This window comes from Streptomyces sp. NPDC059989 (genome assembly GCF_042736975.1).
Classification (GTDB): Bacteria; Actinomycetota; Actinomycetes; order Streptomycetales; family Streptomycetaceae; genus Streptomyces.
Window position 1 is genome coordinate 18,353 of the sequence record NZ_JBHWUO010000006.1, and the last position, 15,233, is coordinate 33,585.

Annotated in this window: 10 protein-coding genes and 2 pseudogenes; 5 read left to right on the forward strand and 7 right to left on the reverse strand. The window is 68.4% G+C overall.

Translation table 11 applies throughout. The features are described 5' to 3' along the window. The first annotated feature begins 105 nt into the window (after positions 1-105). A complete protein-coding gene (locus ACFWBN_RS07285; protein ID WP_385171951.1) occupies positions 106-6,234 on the forward strand; it encodes an RHS repeat-associated core domain-containing protein in 6,129 nt (2,042 codons plus the stop codon). 227 nt (positions 6,235-6,461) lie between these two features. Further along, on the forward strand, positions 6,462-7,052 hold the full coding sequence (locus ACFWBN_RS07290) for a hypothetical protein (protein WP_385171953.1): 591 nt from the start codon (positions 6,462-6,464) through the stop codon (positions 7,050-7,052). Positions 7,053-7,408: 356 nt separating this feature from the next. Here the strand turns inward: ACFWBN_RS07290 and ACFWBN_RS07295 are convergent. From ACFWBN_RS07295 to ACFWBN_RS07315, 5 genes and pseudogenes are all read right to left on the reverse strand, one after another. Further along, a pseudogene (locus tag ACFWBN_RS07295) lies at positions 7,409-8,076 on the reverse strand (nucleotidyl transferase AbiEii/AbiGii toxin family protein). Continuing rightward, positions 8,073-8,438 carry a hypothetical protein gene (locus tag ACFWBN_RS07300; protein WP_385171955.1) on the reverse strand — a complete coding sequence of 122 codons (366 nt, stop codon included), beginning with the start codon at positions 8,436-8,438 and terminating at the stop codon, positions 8,073-8,075. Before ACFWBN_RS07300 ends, ACFWBN_RS07295 begins: the two are co-directional and overlap by 4 nt. A gap of 269 nt (positions 8,439-8,707) precedes the next feature. Next, a complete protein-coding gene (locus ACFWBN_RS07305) occupies positions 8,708-9,073 on the reverse strand; it encodes a hypothetical protein (protein WP_385171958.1) in 366 nt (121 codons plus the stop codon). 105 nt (positions 9,074-9,178) lie between these two features. Next, a complete protein-coding gene (locus ACFWBN_RS07310; protein ID WP_385171961.1) occupies positions 9,179-10,540 on the reverse strand; it encodes a hypothetical protein in 1,362 nt (453 codons plus the stop codon). Further along, complete coding sequence (locus tag ACFWBN_RS07315; protein WP_385171964.1) at positions 10,540-10,983, reverse strand: hypothetical protein; 444 nt, start codon at positions 10,981-10,983, stop codon at positions 10,540-10,542. The genes ACFWBN_RS07310 and ACFWBN_RS07315 overlap by 1 nt, the downstream gene beginning before the upstream one ends. Before the next feature lie 353 nt (positions 10,984-11,336). Here ACFWBN_RS07315 and ACFWBN_RS07320 point away from each other — a divergent pair. From ACFWBN_RS07320 to ACFWBN_RS07330, 3 genes and pseudogenes are all read left to right on the forward strand, one after another. Then, positions 11,337-11,447: pseudogene (locus ACFWBN_RS07320) on the forward strand (2-phospho-L-lactate transferase); the annotation flags it as partial. Between the two features lie 971 nt (positions 11,448-12,418). Further along, entirely contained in the window at positions 12,419-12,619 is a 201-nt protein-coding gene (locus ACFWBN_RS07325; protein ID WP_385171966.1) for a heavy metal-binding domain-containing protein, read from the forward strand. 220 nt (positions 12,620-12,839) lie between these two features. Further along, positions 12,840-13,565 (forward strand): peptidylprolyl isomerase, encoded by a 726-nt coding sequence (locus tag ACFWBN_RS07330; RefSeq protein ID WP_385171969.1) that lies wholly within the window; start codon positions 12,840-12,842, stop codon positions 13,563-13,565. A 61-nt stretch (positions 13,566-13,626) separates the two neighbouring features. On the opposite strand, the gene ACFWBN_RS07335 is transcribed toward ACFWBN_RS07330, so the two are convergent. After that, positions 13,627-13,719 carry a cold-shock protein gene (locus ACFWBN_RS07335; RefSeq protein ID WP_385171971.1) on the reverse strand — a complete coding sequence of 31 codons (93 nt, stop codon included), beginning with the start codon at positions 13,717-13,719 and terminating at the stop codon, positions 13,627-13,629. A 190-nt stretch (positions 13,720-13,909) separates the two neighbouring features. Next, complete coding sequence (locus tag ACFWBN_RS07340) at positions 13,910-15,145, reverse strand: glycosyltransferase 87 family protein (RefSeq protein WP_385171974.1); 1,236 nt, start codon at positions 15,143-15,145, stop codon at positions 13,910-13,912. Positions 15,146-15,233: the final 88 nt, after the last annotated feature.

Consider the following 15,233-nt stretch of genomic DNA (forward strand, 5'->3'; position numbering starts at 1 on the left):
GTCTTAATTCCGCTTTTAGTCACGCTTTCACTGCTCGTCGGCTCGGGGGCGGCTCAGGCTGCGCAGGGGAGCCCGAATGATTCCCGCCGCTGGTCACCGGGAAAGGTGAAGAAAACCGAATCGGTATCCGGGAAAAACGCTCCGAAAGCGGATCCGAAGACTCCGAAGGGCGACGGGGCTGCCGCCTGGCATCCGAAGGACGTGTACTGGCCGCCGGCCGCGCAGGCGGAGGTGGATCTGACCGCCACGCCACCCGCGGCCCCACACGGCTCGCTCTTCACTGCGCCCGCACCCTCAGGTGTCCCGGCGGCACCCGTTGCCGATCCGAGCCGCGTGGGCGCAGCCCCCGTCTGGGTTCACCCCGCGACAGGGAAGGACGCACCTCGAACCGGCAAGGCCGCCGTGCAACTCATGGACCGTGCGGCCGCCGAGAAGGCCGGCGTCCAGGGCCTGCTGCTCGCCGTCCGCCCCGCCGAGGGTGCGGGCAAGGGCCCGGTCAAGGTTTCCGTGGACGTCTCGCACATCGCGGGCGCCTTCGGCGGTGACTGGCTCTCCCGAGCCCACCTGGTCGCCCTCCCCGAGTGCGCGCTGACCACTCCCGAGCGCGCGGAGTGCCGTACCCAGAAGCCTGTGGTGACCTCCAAGGACGGCGATCGAGCCGGACTGCTCAGCGCGGAGGTCACCCTCAAGGGCGGATCCGCGACTGAAGGCATACGTGCTGGCGGTACGGCGGATGCCGCCCCGGCTGGGGCGACGGTGATCGCCGCATCGGCCGCCCCAGGCGGCCCTGCGGGCACCTTCACCGCCACCAGCCTGGCGCCCTCGGGCAAGTGGACCAGCGGCGGTAACGCTGGTGGCTTCTCCTGGTCGTACCCGATCAACGTTCCTGAGGGGCTGGGCGGTTCCAAGCCGAGAATCTCCCTCGACTACAGCTCTCAATCGGTCGACGGGCGCACCGCCGCCACCAACAACCAGGCCTCATGGATCGGCGAGGGCTGGGACTACTCACCCGGCTTCGTTGAGCGCAGTTTCAAGCCCTGTTCCAAGGATGGCCAGGCCGAATCCAGCGAACAGTGTCTGGCCGGCCACAACGCCACAATCTCGCTGAACGGCAAATCGTCGACGCTTGTGCGGGACGACGCGACCGGTACCTGGCGACTGGAGAATGACGACGCCTCGAAGGTCGAGCGGCTGACCGGCGCGAGCAACGGGGACAACAACGGCGAGTACTGGAAGGTCACCACTCCCGACGGCATCCAGTACTACTTCGGCGTCGGCCGCAAGCCCGGCAGTTCCACCGCCCCAGCCACCAACTCCGCCTGGACCACTCCGGTCTACGGAAACAACGCTGGCGAGGAGTGCAACAAGTCGACGTTCGCCGCGTCGTGGTGCCAGCAGGCATGGCGCTGGAACCTCGACTTCATCGTCGATCCGCGCGGCGGCGTGACCACACACTGGTACGACACGGAGAGCAACCACTACAAGCGTGGTGTGTCCGCCGAGACCCCAAACGGCACCCTCACCCCGTACATCCGCGGCGGCAACCTCTCCAAGATCACCTATGGGTCGAAGCTGTCCGACGCGGACACGGTCAAGCCGACGGCACAGGTCCTGTTCACTGCCTCTGAGCGCTGTCTCCCGGAGAAGGATGTCTTCGACTGCGCCCCGGCCAAACTGACCAAAGCCAACGCCACCCGGTGGCCGGACGTCCCCTTCGACCAGAACTGCGCGGCCACGGGCACCTGCGAGAACTACTCCGCCACCTTCTGGACCACCAAGCGCCTCACCAAGATCACCACGCAGGTCCTCAACACCGCTGGTGGCTATGACAACGTCGACTCCTACGAGCTCCGGCACGAGTTCCCCAACCCGGAGGACCACACCGCGCCCGCTCTGTGGCTGGCATCCCTCCTGCACACCGGCCACGACGGCGCGACCACACTCGACACCAAGCCCGTCACCTTCACCGGCCAGCTGAGGAACAACCGCGTCGACTCCAGCGCCGACAACAAGCCCGCAATGAACCGGCGCCGCATAGTCGGCATCACCTCCGAAACGGGCCAGGTCACTGACATCGGATACGCGGATCCGGACTGTGCACCGGGCGCCGGACTCCCGTCATCGAAGGACGCCAACACCACGCGCTGCTACCCGGCCTACTGGAACCCGGACGACAAGAGCCCGCTCGACCCGACCCTGGACTGGTTCCACAAGTACGTCGTCACGCGCGTTACCGAACTTGACCCCTTCGGCGGCTCCCGCCCTCAGGAGACGCGTTACGAGTACGTCGGCGGCGCGGCCTGGCACCGCGACGACGAAGAACTGACGGAGGACAAGCGCCGCACCTGGAACCAGTTCCGCGGGTACGAACAGGTCATCACCCGCGCCGGCACCGCCCCCGACACCGTCACCAAGGCCGCGACGTTCTACCTCCGCGGCATGGACGGCGACGTCAAGGCCGACGGCAGCAAGCGCACCGCCACCTTCACCGGCCTCGCGGGAAACACGGTCAAGGACGGCAACGCGCTCGCCGGCACCGTTCGCGAGACCCAGACCTTCGCCTCGGACGGTGGCGAGCTCGTCTCCGTGTCCCAGTCCGAGCCCTGGCTCTCCGCGGCCACCTCCACCCACAGCCGCGGCACGAAGCTTCCGGCTCTCACGGCCCAGATGCACCGGGACGGCTCCTCGAAGGAGAAGAAGCTACGCGTCGACAAGACCTGGCAGACCACGTCGAAGACCGCCAAGTACGACGGCGCCTACGGCCTGCCGGAGTGGACCCGAGACCAGGCCGACGGCCTTCCCGATATCTGCAGCGTCACCTCCTACGCCCGGAACACCGCCGCCTGGATGATCGACCGAGTCTCCGAGACAGTCGAGATCCAGAGCAGTGACTGCGCCGCCACCGCGACCGAGGCGAACACCCTCGGCCGTGATCGCACCTTCTACGACGGCCAGCCCCACGGCACGCTGAACGGCCCCGGCGAGGTCACGAGCACGGAGGAACTGGACCGCTTCGAGGCAGGCCAGCCGAAGTATTCGGTCAACTCGGCCACGACCTCCGACGCCTACGGCCGCGTCGCCACAGCCACGGACGCAGGGGGCGCGAAGACGACGACGGTGTACGAGCCGGCCGCACCGGCCCGCGCGACCACCATCAAGGGCACCAACGCCAAGAACTGGACGACCACGACCAGCCTGCACCCCCTGCGTGGAGTGCCGGTCAAAACGGAGGACCAGAACAACCGCATCACCGAGGCGACATACGACGCACTGGGCCGCACGACCGCCGTCTGGCTGCCCGGCCGCGCACGCAGCCTGAGCGCCAGCAAGGTCTTCGTCTACGACCTCGCCAACACTGGCACGAGCTCCGTCACCACCCAGACACTCCGGTCCGACCAGTCCTACGCGACCTCGATCAGCATCCTCGACGCGCTCGGCCAGCAAGTCCAGGTGCAGTCGGTTCCCCAGAACAGCGCGGCGAGCAGCCGTCTGATCGCCGACACCTTCTATGACAGTCTCGGCCGCGCCTTCAAGACCAACGAGTCCTACACAAATGCCGAATCCGATCCGGTGAAGACCCGCTTCATCGCCGATGAAAACATGGTTCCCGCACAGAGCGGCACCGTTTACGACGGACTCGGTCGCCCGGTTGCCAAGACCTTCTCCTCCAAGGCGAAGGAGCAGTGGCGCAGTATCACCGCCTACCCGGGCGCGGACCGCACCGACACCACCCCGCCGAAGGGCGACGCCGCCAGCAGCGTCGTCACCGACGCCCGTGGACGCACGGTCGAGCGCCGCAACTACAAGAGCGGCAAGCCCGAGGGCGACTACGACCCCACCCGTTACGCCTATAACGTCGACGACAAGCTGACCCGGATCACCGACCCCGCCGGAAATATCTGGACGTACGACTACGACCTCCACGGCCGCCAGATCCGCTCGGTGGACCCGGACAAGGGCACGTCGACGGCCACGTACGACGCCGCCGACCGTCCCGTCTCCGCCGTGGACGCCCGAGGCACCGTGACCTTCACCAGCTACGACATCCTGGGCCGTCCGACCTCCCGCAACCTCAACGCGGCCGACGGCCCCAAGCTGGCCACGTACGAGTACGACACCCTGCTTCCCAGCCAGCCCACCGCCTCCACCAGCTGGGTGGACGGCAAGCCCTGGCGGCAGGAGACCACCGGCTACGACATCGGCTACCGGCCCACCGGCACCAAGCTGACCGTACCCGACGGCGAAGGAGCCCTCAGCGGCACCTACACCGCCTCCACCACGTACGACCCCATCACCGGCCTCGAGCGCCGCACCACCTTGCCGGCCGCGGGCGGTCTGCCCTCCGAGAGGCTCACCACCGGGCGCAACAACAACGGCCTGGCCGTCTCCTACGGCTCGGACAACGTCGCCTACGTCAACTTCACCGACTACGACGAGTTAGGCCGGGTGCAGCGCACCACCTTCGGCGATGATCCCAGGCAGGCGAGCTTCACGAACATCCACGACCCGGCCACCGGCCGGCTCCTGAGCACCGAGTTCAAGAAGCAGGACGCAGCCACCGCGGTCGACATCACCAACTACACCTACACCCCGGCAGGCGACGTCACCTCGGTCAGCAGCACCCAGGACGCGACCCGCGACACCCAGTGCTTCACCTACGACTACCTGCGCCGCCTCACGGAAGCCTGGACCGACACCGGCACCACCACCACCCAGCCCGGCCCCTCCGTCCCCGGCATCGGCGGCTGCATCAATACGACGCCCCAGCCCGGCAACATCGGCGGCTCGGCTCCCTACCGCCAGTCCTTCACCTATGACGTGACCGGCAACCGCACCTCCTCCACCGACCACGACCCCGCAGGAGACGCGGCCAAGACCGTCACCACCACCCACACCTACCCGGCCCAGGGATCCCCGCGGCCGCACGCTCCGACTTCCACGACCAGGACCACCGGCACCGGCCCGTCCGTCACCAGCGCCACCACCTACGACGCGGCCGGGAACACGCTGACCCGTCCTGACGCCGCCGGAACCACCCAGACCCTGACCTGGACGGCCGAGGGCAAACTCGCCTCGGCCACCACCGGCGCCGGCACCTCCACCTACGTCTACGACGCGTCGGGCAACCGCCTGCTCCGCAAGGACCCCGGCAAAACCACCCTCTACATGGGTTCGACTGAACTCACCCTCAACACAGCCGCCAACACTGTGGCCGGAACGCGCTACTACTCGACACCCGGCGGCACCACCATCGTCCGCACCTCCGACGGCAAGGTCTCCTACGTCGCGGCCGACCACCACAACACCGGCACCACGGCCGTCGACGCTGCAACCCTCGAAGTTCAGCGCCGCGCGACCAAGCCCTTCGGTGAGTACCGTGGAGCCCAGCCGACCGCGTGGCCGGGAGAGCGAGGCTTCGTCGGCGGAACCCAGGACAAGACCACCGACCTCACCCACCTCGGCGCCCGAGAATACGACCCGATTAGCGGCCGCTTCATATCCGTTGACCCGCTGATGGTGGTGGACGACCCCCGCCAGCACAACGGCTACCAGTACGCCAACAACAGCCCCCTTACCGAGTGGGACCCGACCGGCGAAGCCCTCGAAGAGTGCCGCAGCGGCATGTACACCTGCAGCAACGGCGGGACCAAGCCCACGGGCTACGGCAACAACTACGAGAGGGAAGTCTCCGCCAACGGTGGCACGCTCGCTCGCGAATACGTGGAGCAGAAGACCCGAAACAGGAACACATGTCGCCACGACCCCGACTGCAAGCCGTCCCGCAACTACTGGTCGACCTCTAAGAAGACAGAGAAGAAGCCCGAGAAGAAGACTCTCTGGGACTCCCTCAAGGGTGGTGCAAGTGATGCCTGGAAGTCGGCTTCTAGCTCAATCGAGAAGAAATGGGATTACTGGACAAGCAACAGGAAGCTTACTCAGCTTGCTGCTGGCATAGGCGTCGGAATGCTGGCTGGATTGGCCGCTGCAGCGGCCTGCGTAGGTACTGTCGGACTCGCTTGTGTCGTCATCGCTGGCGCTGTAACCGGAGCCCTCATAGGGACGCCGACATTCCTGGCGATCGATAAGGCGTATGGGCATGAGACGACTGGGCCTGAGGCGGTGAATTATCTCGCAAAGAATTCTGTATCAGGGGGCTTCCAAGGAGCTTTCCGGGAGATCATGAAGGCTGGACCTTTGGGCTACGCTATCAAAAAGGCGCGCGAGCGGCTGTAGCGGCTGCATGTCGCCAAGCGGGGTCACCTACTTCGCGGTGACGTGGCCTAGCTAATGGAATCTTCCGATGGTCCGGAGATCCTGGTGTGATCGACCGGGATCTCCGGACCCACCGGACCCACCCCTAGGTAGAGTTGACACCCCACGTGGACGCCTCTTGCTGCGAGGGTACCTCGGGAGTCGCCTCTGGGCCCTCCGGCCATCGACGGAGTCCTTGAGCACTGAACATGCCTGGAAAGTTCGGGCCATTTGACGGGAGGGTATCAATGAGAGTTCAGTTCGACCCCAAGCTTCTCGTATCTCGCATTAAGTGGGTTGGGCCCATCTCCGACGGAACGGAGTGTCTAACAGTCGCCAGTCCGCTTGGTGTTCTCTCCCTTCGGAGGTGTCGTTCGCGGGCGCCATCTGTTACGTCTGCGGTCGGGGGCATTCTTGAGGACTGGAAAGTTACGCTCAATGGAGAACACCTGGCCGAGATGTATGGGGTTGCGCCGCCAGGTCATGCGATGAGGCTGCAGGTGAGATCAGGGGTGGCGGGACGTATCGCCGGAGACACCGTTCACATTTCCGGAATTCGGTCCGTAATGCGACGACATAGATTCGTCAAGCTTTCCTCGGCGAGTGCGCACTCGATCGATTTTCGAGGAAGATACCATCACATCAGGGCGGAGGGTGGCCCTGGGATCCTCCTGGCTGAGAAGAGGGGCTTGGTGTGGGAGATGCAGGACGACGACATCAGGACCTTTGCCGCCGTGGCGCTTATTGAGATCGCTGATCTCGATTCTTTCCTCGAGAACCCATTTCTCGCAGCTTTCTGAATGATGGAAGCGGTGCTGGTGACGAGAGTATCGCTGGGTGGCTCCTGCGTGTTCTCGTGCGGGTGGAACCCAGACATATCCACATCGCCTGCTCGCGTGAACCAGGCTGGTCCCGTTCGGCGCATCGACCGCGAGGCGCAGAGCACGGAAGGTGTGATCGTTATGGGGGACGAGATGTTCGTCGTCCCCCATAACGTGGACCGCGAGCGGCGCCGCATCGGCCTCTCGCTCATCCAGGCCCACCCGCGGTCGGACGAGTCCTTGAAGCCAAGCGCTTCGTGACATGCTGCGATAGTTCGCCGGGCGTTAGGCCCTACTGGGGACTGTCAAGGCGGCCCGCGCCGGACGCTCTGCCATCAGGCCTCGTCGTGGTCGTGGAGGCGCTGGTCGAGGTCGCTCACCCAGTGCTGTGCCCAGGCGCGCAGCTCGGCCGTCTCTTCCTGGGTGAGACCGTACGCGGCGAACTCGTCGTCGTCGGCCCAGTCCGCGCCTGCGAGGCGGTCGCGTAGGTCGTGGAGGCGGAACTCGTCGCGGCCGTGCCGCCTGCCGAGCCGTTCCAGCTCGTTGGTGGTGCGGTGGTGAGAGGCGGCATGGACGTCGATGAGGTCGCGGACGGCGCCGCGGTCGGCCAGGGCGCGGACCTTGGTGCCGATGACGGAGTCGAAGGCGAGGACCGGTCCGTACTCGGTCTGGGCGGGCGGCGTCCAGAAGTGTTCCTTGAGGACATCGACCTCGCACTCCTCGCCTGTGACAGGGTCGGCGGCCATCAGGCGGGCCGAGAGCGCGTCCACGTCGATCACGCGCACCCGCCAGCCGCGCGAGGTCAGGCCCTGTTCCAGGCTGGAGACGATATCCGCCATCGGAGCCGGGTTCTCGGTCGCGACGTCGAGTCGAGGTCCTGGCTCAGGCGCTCGACGAGGCCGTGGGCCTGGACGGCGTACCCGCCGGTAATGACGAGGGGGTAGGGGGAGCCGATGTCGATGACGGCGGCCAGGAGCCGCCGGTGCAGGTCGCTCAGCTTCACGCGGCGGCGGACCCCGCGGTCGCCAGCTCGGGGAAGGCTTCCTCCCAGACCTGCCGCACGTGCCTGCTGACCAGGGTGCGCAGGACGGGCCACTGCGCCAGGAGGAGTTCGGCGTTCAGCAGGGTCACGAGGTCCTCGTGCCGGCCCTCGGCCAGGACCGTGCGGTACAGGCCCATGCGAAGGCGCGGGCGGTCCAGGTCGTAGGCGCGCAGTCCGGACCAGGCGACGTGCAGGGGCAGCTCGACCACCCCGTGCTTCGGACCTGCGAGCTTCTCCAGCGAGGCAGGCAGCCGGCCCGCGTACCGGGCGTGCAGCACCTCGGCTGCCGAGGGCGCCGGACCGGTGGACGAGAGCGTGACCATGGACCCGACTATCCCGCGTCCCGCCCGTCTCCGGTACCGCAGGCACGACACACAACCCCATCGGCTACGCCAGGCATCCCGTACCTGGCCCATCAGGGCTACGCCTGGCGGCGGAGTCGGACGAGCCGGCCCGGAGGTCGTCCTGGCTGCCGAGGGCGCTCCATGCATCGTCCTCGGCCGACGGGTTCCGTATCAGGAGGAGCCAAGGCCCAGAACGAGGTCGTCCCCGCGGATGCTCAGGGGGCAGCCGATGCGCCGACCCGGGATATCTACTTCTCCACGAGCGGTTCCAGGACCACGGAACCCGGAAGTGCCGCGGCCATGTCGTAGGCGTAGTCGCCGGGCCGGACCCAGATGTACCAGTTGCCGGCGGCGACGATGGTCTGCCGGTACGGACCGCTGCGCCGCGACGCGATGGAGTCGCCGACCTCGTCCCTGCTGAAGCGGGCCGTGCTCAGGACGGAGATGTCGTTGTAGACCGTGGTTCCGCGGTGTTGCACCTCGCAGACGGCGTTCGACCCGTACGGGTAGTCGTTGCGCACGGGCACCTTGCAGTCGAAGCCGCCCTTGGCCAAGGCGGCGATCACATCGTCGGCGGACGCGTACTCGGGACCGGTCGGCACGTTGGACGGCATCGGTGTCAGCGGAGGGCGTCCTCGGTCCCTGTCGACGAGGCCGCAGGCGCTCAGTGTCAGTAGCATCCCCAGCAGCACTGGGGCGAACTTCGCTGTGCGCATGGGTCAGTTGCTCCTCGGCGGCCGGGGCGCCGGACCCGGGCTGGGCGAGGGCGTGCCGGGTTCCGCGGGACCGGTGCCCGTTCCGGTGTGCGGCCCGCCGCCCTCATGGTAGATCGGGTCGACGGAGACGTGGTGTCCGGCCGGGGTCTGCGACTCGAGCTGCCGCACGGCGGTGGCCCTCTGCTCATCGGTGAGTGCGTACCAGGCCATCGCATCGTCCAGGTGCGGCTCCACCTTGTCCCAGTTCTCGCCCCGGGTCCTGATGTCGTTGGCCCGGTTGCCCGACTCGTCGCCGTACTGCTCGTTCAGTTCCCGCACCCCCGGCGTGTCCGCGGCGTAGAGGGTGAAGAGCTGCTTGTCGGTCCTCGCTCCGTAGGGCTCCTCCTGTATGCCCTTGAGGTGGTAGGCGCTCATGCGGATGTTCTCGTCGGGGTTCTCCTCGATGTACTTGGTGAGCTGGGCGTCGTCGAGATGCCCGAGGAAGGTGCCGTCCGGGAGGGTGAACGCCTCCCGGTTGTTCTCCATCACCTGCCGCGCGGTGTCCGGCTTCATGTGGGTGATGCCGAGGGACTTGTCGGGCTTGAGCGACTGCTGCAACGACCAGTTGAAGATGCGTCCGGCCTGGGCCAGGGGGCCGGTCAGGCCGGGGCTGAAGTTCTGGTACCACTGCTGTTCCTGCCACAGGATCGCCAGCAGCAGCTTGCGGCTGATGCCGGTCTCGGCTGCGGCCCGGTTCAGTGCGGCGAACTGGGCCGGGGAGACGTTGATCGGGTGCAGGCCGTCGACGCCGCCCGACAAGGCCAGGGCGACCGCGAGCGGGGACCCGGGGATCAGGGCCTCCTTGGCCAGCTTCGGGTCGGAGACGGCGGTGAGGCCCTCGATCGTGCGAAGGGCGCGTGCCGTGTCCATGTCGGCCTGGGTCGCCTTCCGCAGGGCGTCGGCGATGATGCCCTGTGCGTGGCGGACCGGTTCGAGGTGCTCGGTACTGCCCTGCGGCACCATGACGGGGTGGGACAGCTGGACCCGGCCGCTGTCGTCGACCTTCAGGTCGCGGGTGCGGGCGTAGTCCAGGGCGCTGTTCAGGTCCCGCTGCGCCCCCTCGATCGCCTCGGCCAGGTCGTCGTAGGCCTTGGCCATCGCACGCAGGGCCAGCGCGGACGTCTCGTAGTCGTCGGCGTGCTTCACGAACCGTTCCGTGGCGGCACGTCCGGCCTCACCGACCCAGCACCGGTCGACCGTGCGGGCAACGTCCTGGCGCGCGTACGAGGCGAGGCCGTCGCACTGCTTCGCCACGGCGACCGCGTCGTCCGCCGCGGTACGCCACTTCTGCGGGTCGGCCTGCTTCAGCTCGGGTACGGAGACCATCAGGCTTCCTCCAGTACGCCGCCGGCCGCGCGCAGAGCGTCGGCTATCGCCCGGTCCTCGGTGGTGATGGCGTTGGTGCCCGTGGTCAGGGCGTCGGCCGCGTCGTCGACCAGGTCCGCGAGCTCCCTGAGCCTGCGCTGCCAGGCACCCACGCAGTCGTTGCTGGCGGACCCGGCCACCCACCCGGCGTGGCTGCGGCCCACGGCCTCGGCGTCGTCGAGCGTGGACTTGCCCCGGGCCTCGGCGTTCGCCGTACGGATCCCGGACGCCTTGGAACGTACGGGGCCGTCGGCGAGGCCGAGGTCGGGGTTGCCCGGGGCGGGCGCCGGGGACGCGGAGGGACTGGGTTGGGGGGTCGGTGTCGGCGACGGCCCGGCGGAGGCGAGGCGCATGGCTGCCTCTCCCTTCGCCTGCGCCCATTCCTCTTCGAACTCGAACATCATTTCCCCAGCCTGGCACACCCCGACTGCCCACGCTGCTGCCTTTTCTGACAGGAGATCACTTCCGTCGATGGCCCGGATGCCGGACGACCCGGTTCGCCGCCCAGGGCCGCCCCCATTCCCACTACACCGCACCAGCTCCGCCAGTCGGCCCTCGGCCACGGCCCCACGGTCTGCCCAGTGATGCCCGCGGGTCACGAGCTGCCGGCGGCGGGGCGCGTCCTTGCTGCGGCGCGGCTGCTCGGTACCGCGCCAGGGGATTCCGGCTCCGGACACAAAGAGCACGTGCGGGAGTTCGGGATGCCGGGCCTGGATCGCGGCCCACGGCCCAACACCATCCAGCGCGCTGATGCGCCGAGGTCCACTGCGACCGCCGGCAGCCCGGGGTACGGCTGCTGCCCATGACCGACGATCGGGTCGAGACCCACGCGATCACCGGGGCCGGCACCGGCGAGCGCCGGGTCATTTGCCCGGTGGCACAGCGATCGGAGTCAGACGCGCCCCGGTGGCGGACGTGCAGACGGCCTTCGCCTGATCCACTCCGTGACGGAGCAAAGAATCAGGCGAAGGCCGTCTACGCGTCCGCCGAACCGCGCGAAAACGCTGATCAGGCTCGAGCGCGTTCATGGCCCGCGCTCGAGCGACGGCTCAGCTGTTCCAGGTCTCGGTGTACGAGTCCGCCACCGTGACCTTCGCCCAGTAGTTGGAGACGTGGCAGCTCCGGAACTGGTGCGTGACGTACACCTGGTACTCGCGGCGACGCTCTCGCGCACGGAAGCATCGCCGCGGCGGTTGTCGACGACTCCCGACGCGACCACCTTGTGCCACGTGGACGAGATCTCCGTGTACTTGCGCTTGTAGACGTCGTCACAGACCTCACCTGCGGACGCGGGCGTCGCCGACAGCCCGATCAGCCCGATCAGCCCGCCGGCGAACACGGCCGACTCGGTGGTGGCCGTGACGAATTTGCGCACAGAAGTGCCCATGTTTTGGCTCCTGCCGGGCTTGGCGAGTGCCGTGATGGCGGAGGGCTTGGTCACTGCGGCGACTCGAACTCGATCGGCGTTTTCGCGCTGTGGGGACGACAAACGGCAAGCTCAGATTCTGATCAAGAACGTTGTAGGGCCGAACGGGCCTTGGCTAGTTTCTGGGAATCGCTCCCGCCACTGACCAGGCCGGAGCATCAAGAGGGGCCGACCGTCTGAACCGCGCGCCGTGAGAATGTTCATTGGCAGCCCGCCTTCCTGTGACCGGCCGCATCGCCGGAATGGCGGCTGGGAGCGCATGTTCGTGGAGGTACTCCGGGGTGCCCTACCGGCCAGTTACACGGCCTGAACTGCCCGTTGCCGAACGGGTCGGACCCTGACACCATGCCATGTTCATGGCGAGACAACTTCCGTTTCCGGTCCCGGTCCTCACCGTCGACAACCCTCAGCTGATGGACCGCCCTTTCACCAGCTGGGTGGTTTGGGGCGACCAACAGGTCTTCCCCGGCGAGGCGTTCTCATCTCTGAGTGTGAACGCGGCCAACGTCGGGGCCAACGAGGTCATCGGTGCACGCCTGACGGCCATGCAGAAGGGGTCGGACGCCGGCTCCTGGTACCTGGTGGCCTACGGCACCGCAATCTCGTACGGATAGGCCAGAGCGGCCCGCTGATGCGGGGAGCAGGGCCGGACGAGAACGGCGTGCCCCTGGCGCCGGGGGCATCCCCAATCCCTTGGCCATGGGGCGTGCGCACTGTCAGGGCGGGAACGAGTACCACCCGTTGGGACGACTTCTGCGGTGTTTCGCCATGGGGAGCAGCAGGGCCCGCTATCAAGATCGAGTTTCCCCTGTATGCACCCATGAACGGACTCCCATGCTCCACACCGCTCTGCGCGTGACGGTCGGCGCCGCGCTCGCTGCCGGACTCGCCGCCATGACCTACGGGCAGGCCGCGCCCCGACTCCTGCCCGCGGCCTCCCAGCCGCCGCATGCCACCCCCATCCCCACTGCAGAGCCCGGGAAGTGCCAATTCCTGGACAACACAGAGCAGGGGGCCAAGAACGTGGGGACACCCCCCGTCGATCCCCCGTACACGAGCACGGTGGAGGCCACGCTCAAGACCAACCTGGGCGACATCACCCTCTCCCTGGACGGGAAGAAGGCCCCCTGCACCGTCGACTCCTTCGCCTACCTGGCCGGGAAGGACTTCTTCGACAACACGAACTGCCACCGCCTCACCACCGGGGCCCTGAAGGTCCTGCAGTGCGGAGATCCCACCGGCACCGGCGCCGGTGGGCCGGCCTACAGGTACGGGACGGAGAACCTGCCGACAGCCAAGTCCGGCGCGCAGACGGCCGAGTACGGCAAGGGCACCCTCGCCATGGCCAACGCGGGACCCGACACCAACGGGAGCCAGTTCTTCATGGTCTACGGCGACTCCGAGCTGCCCCCGAACTACACCGTCTTCGGCAAGATCACCGGGGGCATGGACGTACTGGAACAGGTCGCGAAAGCCGGATCCGACAACGCCAACGGCGAAGGCGACGGGGCCCCCAAGAAGAAGGTCACCATCCAGGACGTGACGATCGCAGGCAGGTAGGCCACGCGGCGGCCACCAAAGGTCGTGAACGGCTGAGCGCGACGATGGCCATGCGAAGGGCTCAGTGGCCGGCCAAGCTGTCGCGCTCAGAGCCGAAGCCCTTCTCGTCGTTGAACCACTTCACGGTTCCGGTCTGCCGGTTGCTCATGTCCACCCCAGGGGAGTCGTGGCGACCTCGTGCCGCCAAGCTGATCTTGCCGTCCAGGTGTTGAGTTCATGCGGCTTGCCGCTACGAGCGAACACGGCCCGCAAGCCGAAGAAGTCCCTCCGGGGAGGGGCTCCTGGTGGGCCGCTGCTCATGGGCTGCCTGGACGACGAACAGGCGCGCCACTACGCAGCCCTGGTCACCCTCGCCTGCCTGCGGCCATGGCTCCCCAACCGACTTTGCGGACACCCCCCGAGCCGGTCACGATGCGCGAGGTGCCGCGGCGGGGGGACGCCGAGCGGGCCCAGGCCGCCAGGAGTACCGGGAGGGCCAGGTAGCCGAAGCGGCCGGCCGGGGCCAGGAGGAAGGCCGCCGTGAGGCCGATCGCGAGGCGGTCGGCCGCGGCCACCACCGTGCGCGGCGGCCGGACCAGCAGGGAGAGCGCCACCGCCAAGCCGGCCACCGCCAGCAGGGCCACCGTCAGGTACCAGCCCCAGGAGCCCAGTTCGGCCAGCAGCCGGCCCGGCAGCGGGCTGCTCGCCGGGGTCGGGACCTCCGCCCGGCCGGTGGGGAACGCGAACACCTGGCGCCACAGCTCGCCCGGCTGGAGCAGTGCGCTCGGCAGCACCAGCAGGGCCGTGCCGCCGGCCGCCACCAGCCCGCAGCGCACCGCCGCCCGCCCGCCCCGGCAGGCCGCGAGCAGGGCGACCGCCACCGCCACCGCGGGCAGCGCCGTCCACTTCAGGGCGCACGCTCCGGCGAGCACCGCCCCGGCCAGGACCGGCCGCCCGGCCGCGGCTGCGGCGAGCGCCAGGCAGCACAGCCCGGCGAGCGGCAGGTCCACCCCGCTCACCGCCAGGGGCAGCGCCACCACCGGCGAGGCCACCAGCACGGGCAGCAGCGGCGAAGGGGCGCCGCCCAGCAGCCGGCGCCCGGCCCACATGCCGCCGAACAGGGCGGCCGCGCACCAGATCCGGGCGTCGCCGAGCAGCCGCACCGCCCAGCCGTCACCGCCGCCCAGCAGGGCGCGCGGCGCGCCGAGCAGGGCCATGCCCGGGAGGTACGGGGTGTACTCCCCGACCCCGGCCGGCTGGTCGACGTAGAGCCGTCCGGTCTGGAGCAGGAGCCGCCCGGACCGTTCGATCACGCCGACCTCGGACTGCCCCTGCCCCGTCAGCACCAGGTACAGCAGCGGTACGGCGACCGCCCCCGACAGGGCCGCGCAGAGCGCCGCCCGGCGCCGGCCGAGGGCGGTGGCCGCGGCGGCCGCCAGGTATCCGGCGGCCGCGCACCAGCCCCACAGCCGGTGCGGGCCCAGCGAGGAGAACAGCGGGAAGGAGAGGGCCCAGGCCGCCGCGAGCAGCCAGCCTGCCACCCATGGCGTGGTCATCGGGGTGCGGGCGGCGGCGCGTGCCGTTGTACGGGAAGAAGGCATACGGCCATTGCAGCCGCGCGGCCCCCACCCGGTCTGCACACCCAGGCGGACACTTCACGGTGGGGTTTTCCCTACCACCGCCACCGCC

Bases quoted from the DNA above. Each gene is read 5' to 3' on its own strand.
- ACFWBN_RS07290 (WP_385171953.1), top strand. From the start codon at position 6,462: ATGCCTGGAAAGTTCGGGCCATTTGACGGGAGGGTATCAATGAGAGTT.
- ACFWBN_RS07300 (WP_385171955.1), bottom strand. From the start codon at position 8,438: ATGGTCACGCTCTCGTCCACCGGTCCGGCGCCCTCGGCAGCCGAGGTG.
- ACFWBN_RS07305 (WP_385171958.1), bottom strand. From the start codon at position 9,073: ATGCCGTCCAACGTGCCGACCGGTCCCGAGTACGCGTCCGCCGACGAT.
- ACFWBN_RS07310 (WP_385171961.1), bottom strand. From the start codon at position 10,540: ATGGTCTCCGTACCCGAGCTGAAGCAGGCCGACCCGCAGAAGTGGCGT.
- ACFWBN_RS07315 (WP_385171964.1), bottom strand. From the start codon at position 10,983: ATGATGTTCGAGTTCGAAGAGGAATGGGCGCAGGCGAAGGGAGAGGCA.
- ACFWBN_RS07325 (WP_385171966.1), top strand. From the start codon at position 12,419: ATGGACCGCCCTTTCACCAGCTGGGTGGTTTGGGGCGACCAACAGGTC.
- ACFWBN_RS07330 (WP_385171969.1), top strand. From the start codon at position 12,840: ATGCTCCACACCGCTCTGCGCGTGACGGTCGGCGCCGCGCTCGCTGCC.
- ACFWBN_RS07340 (WP_385171974.1), bottom strand. From the start codon at position 15,145: ATGCCTTCTTCCCGTACAACGGCACGCGCCGCCGCCCGCACCCCGATG.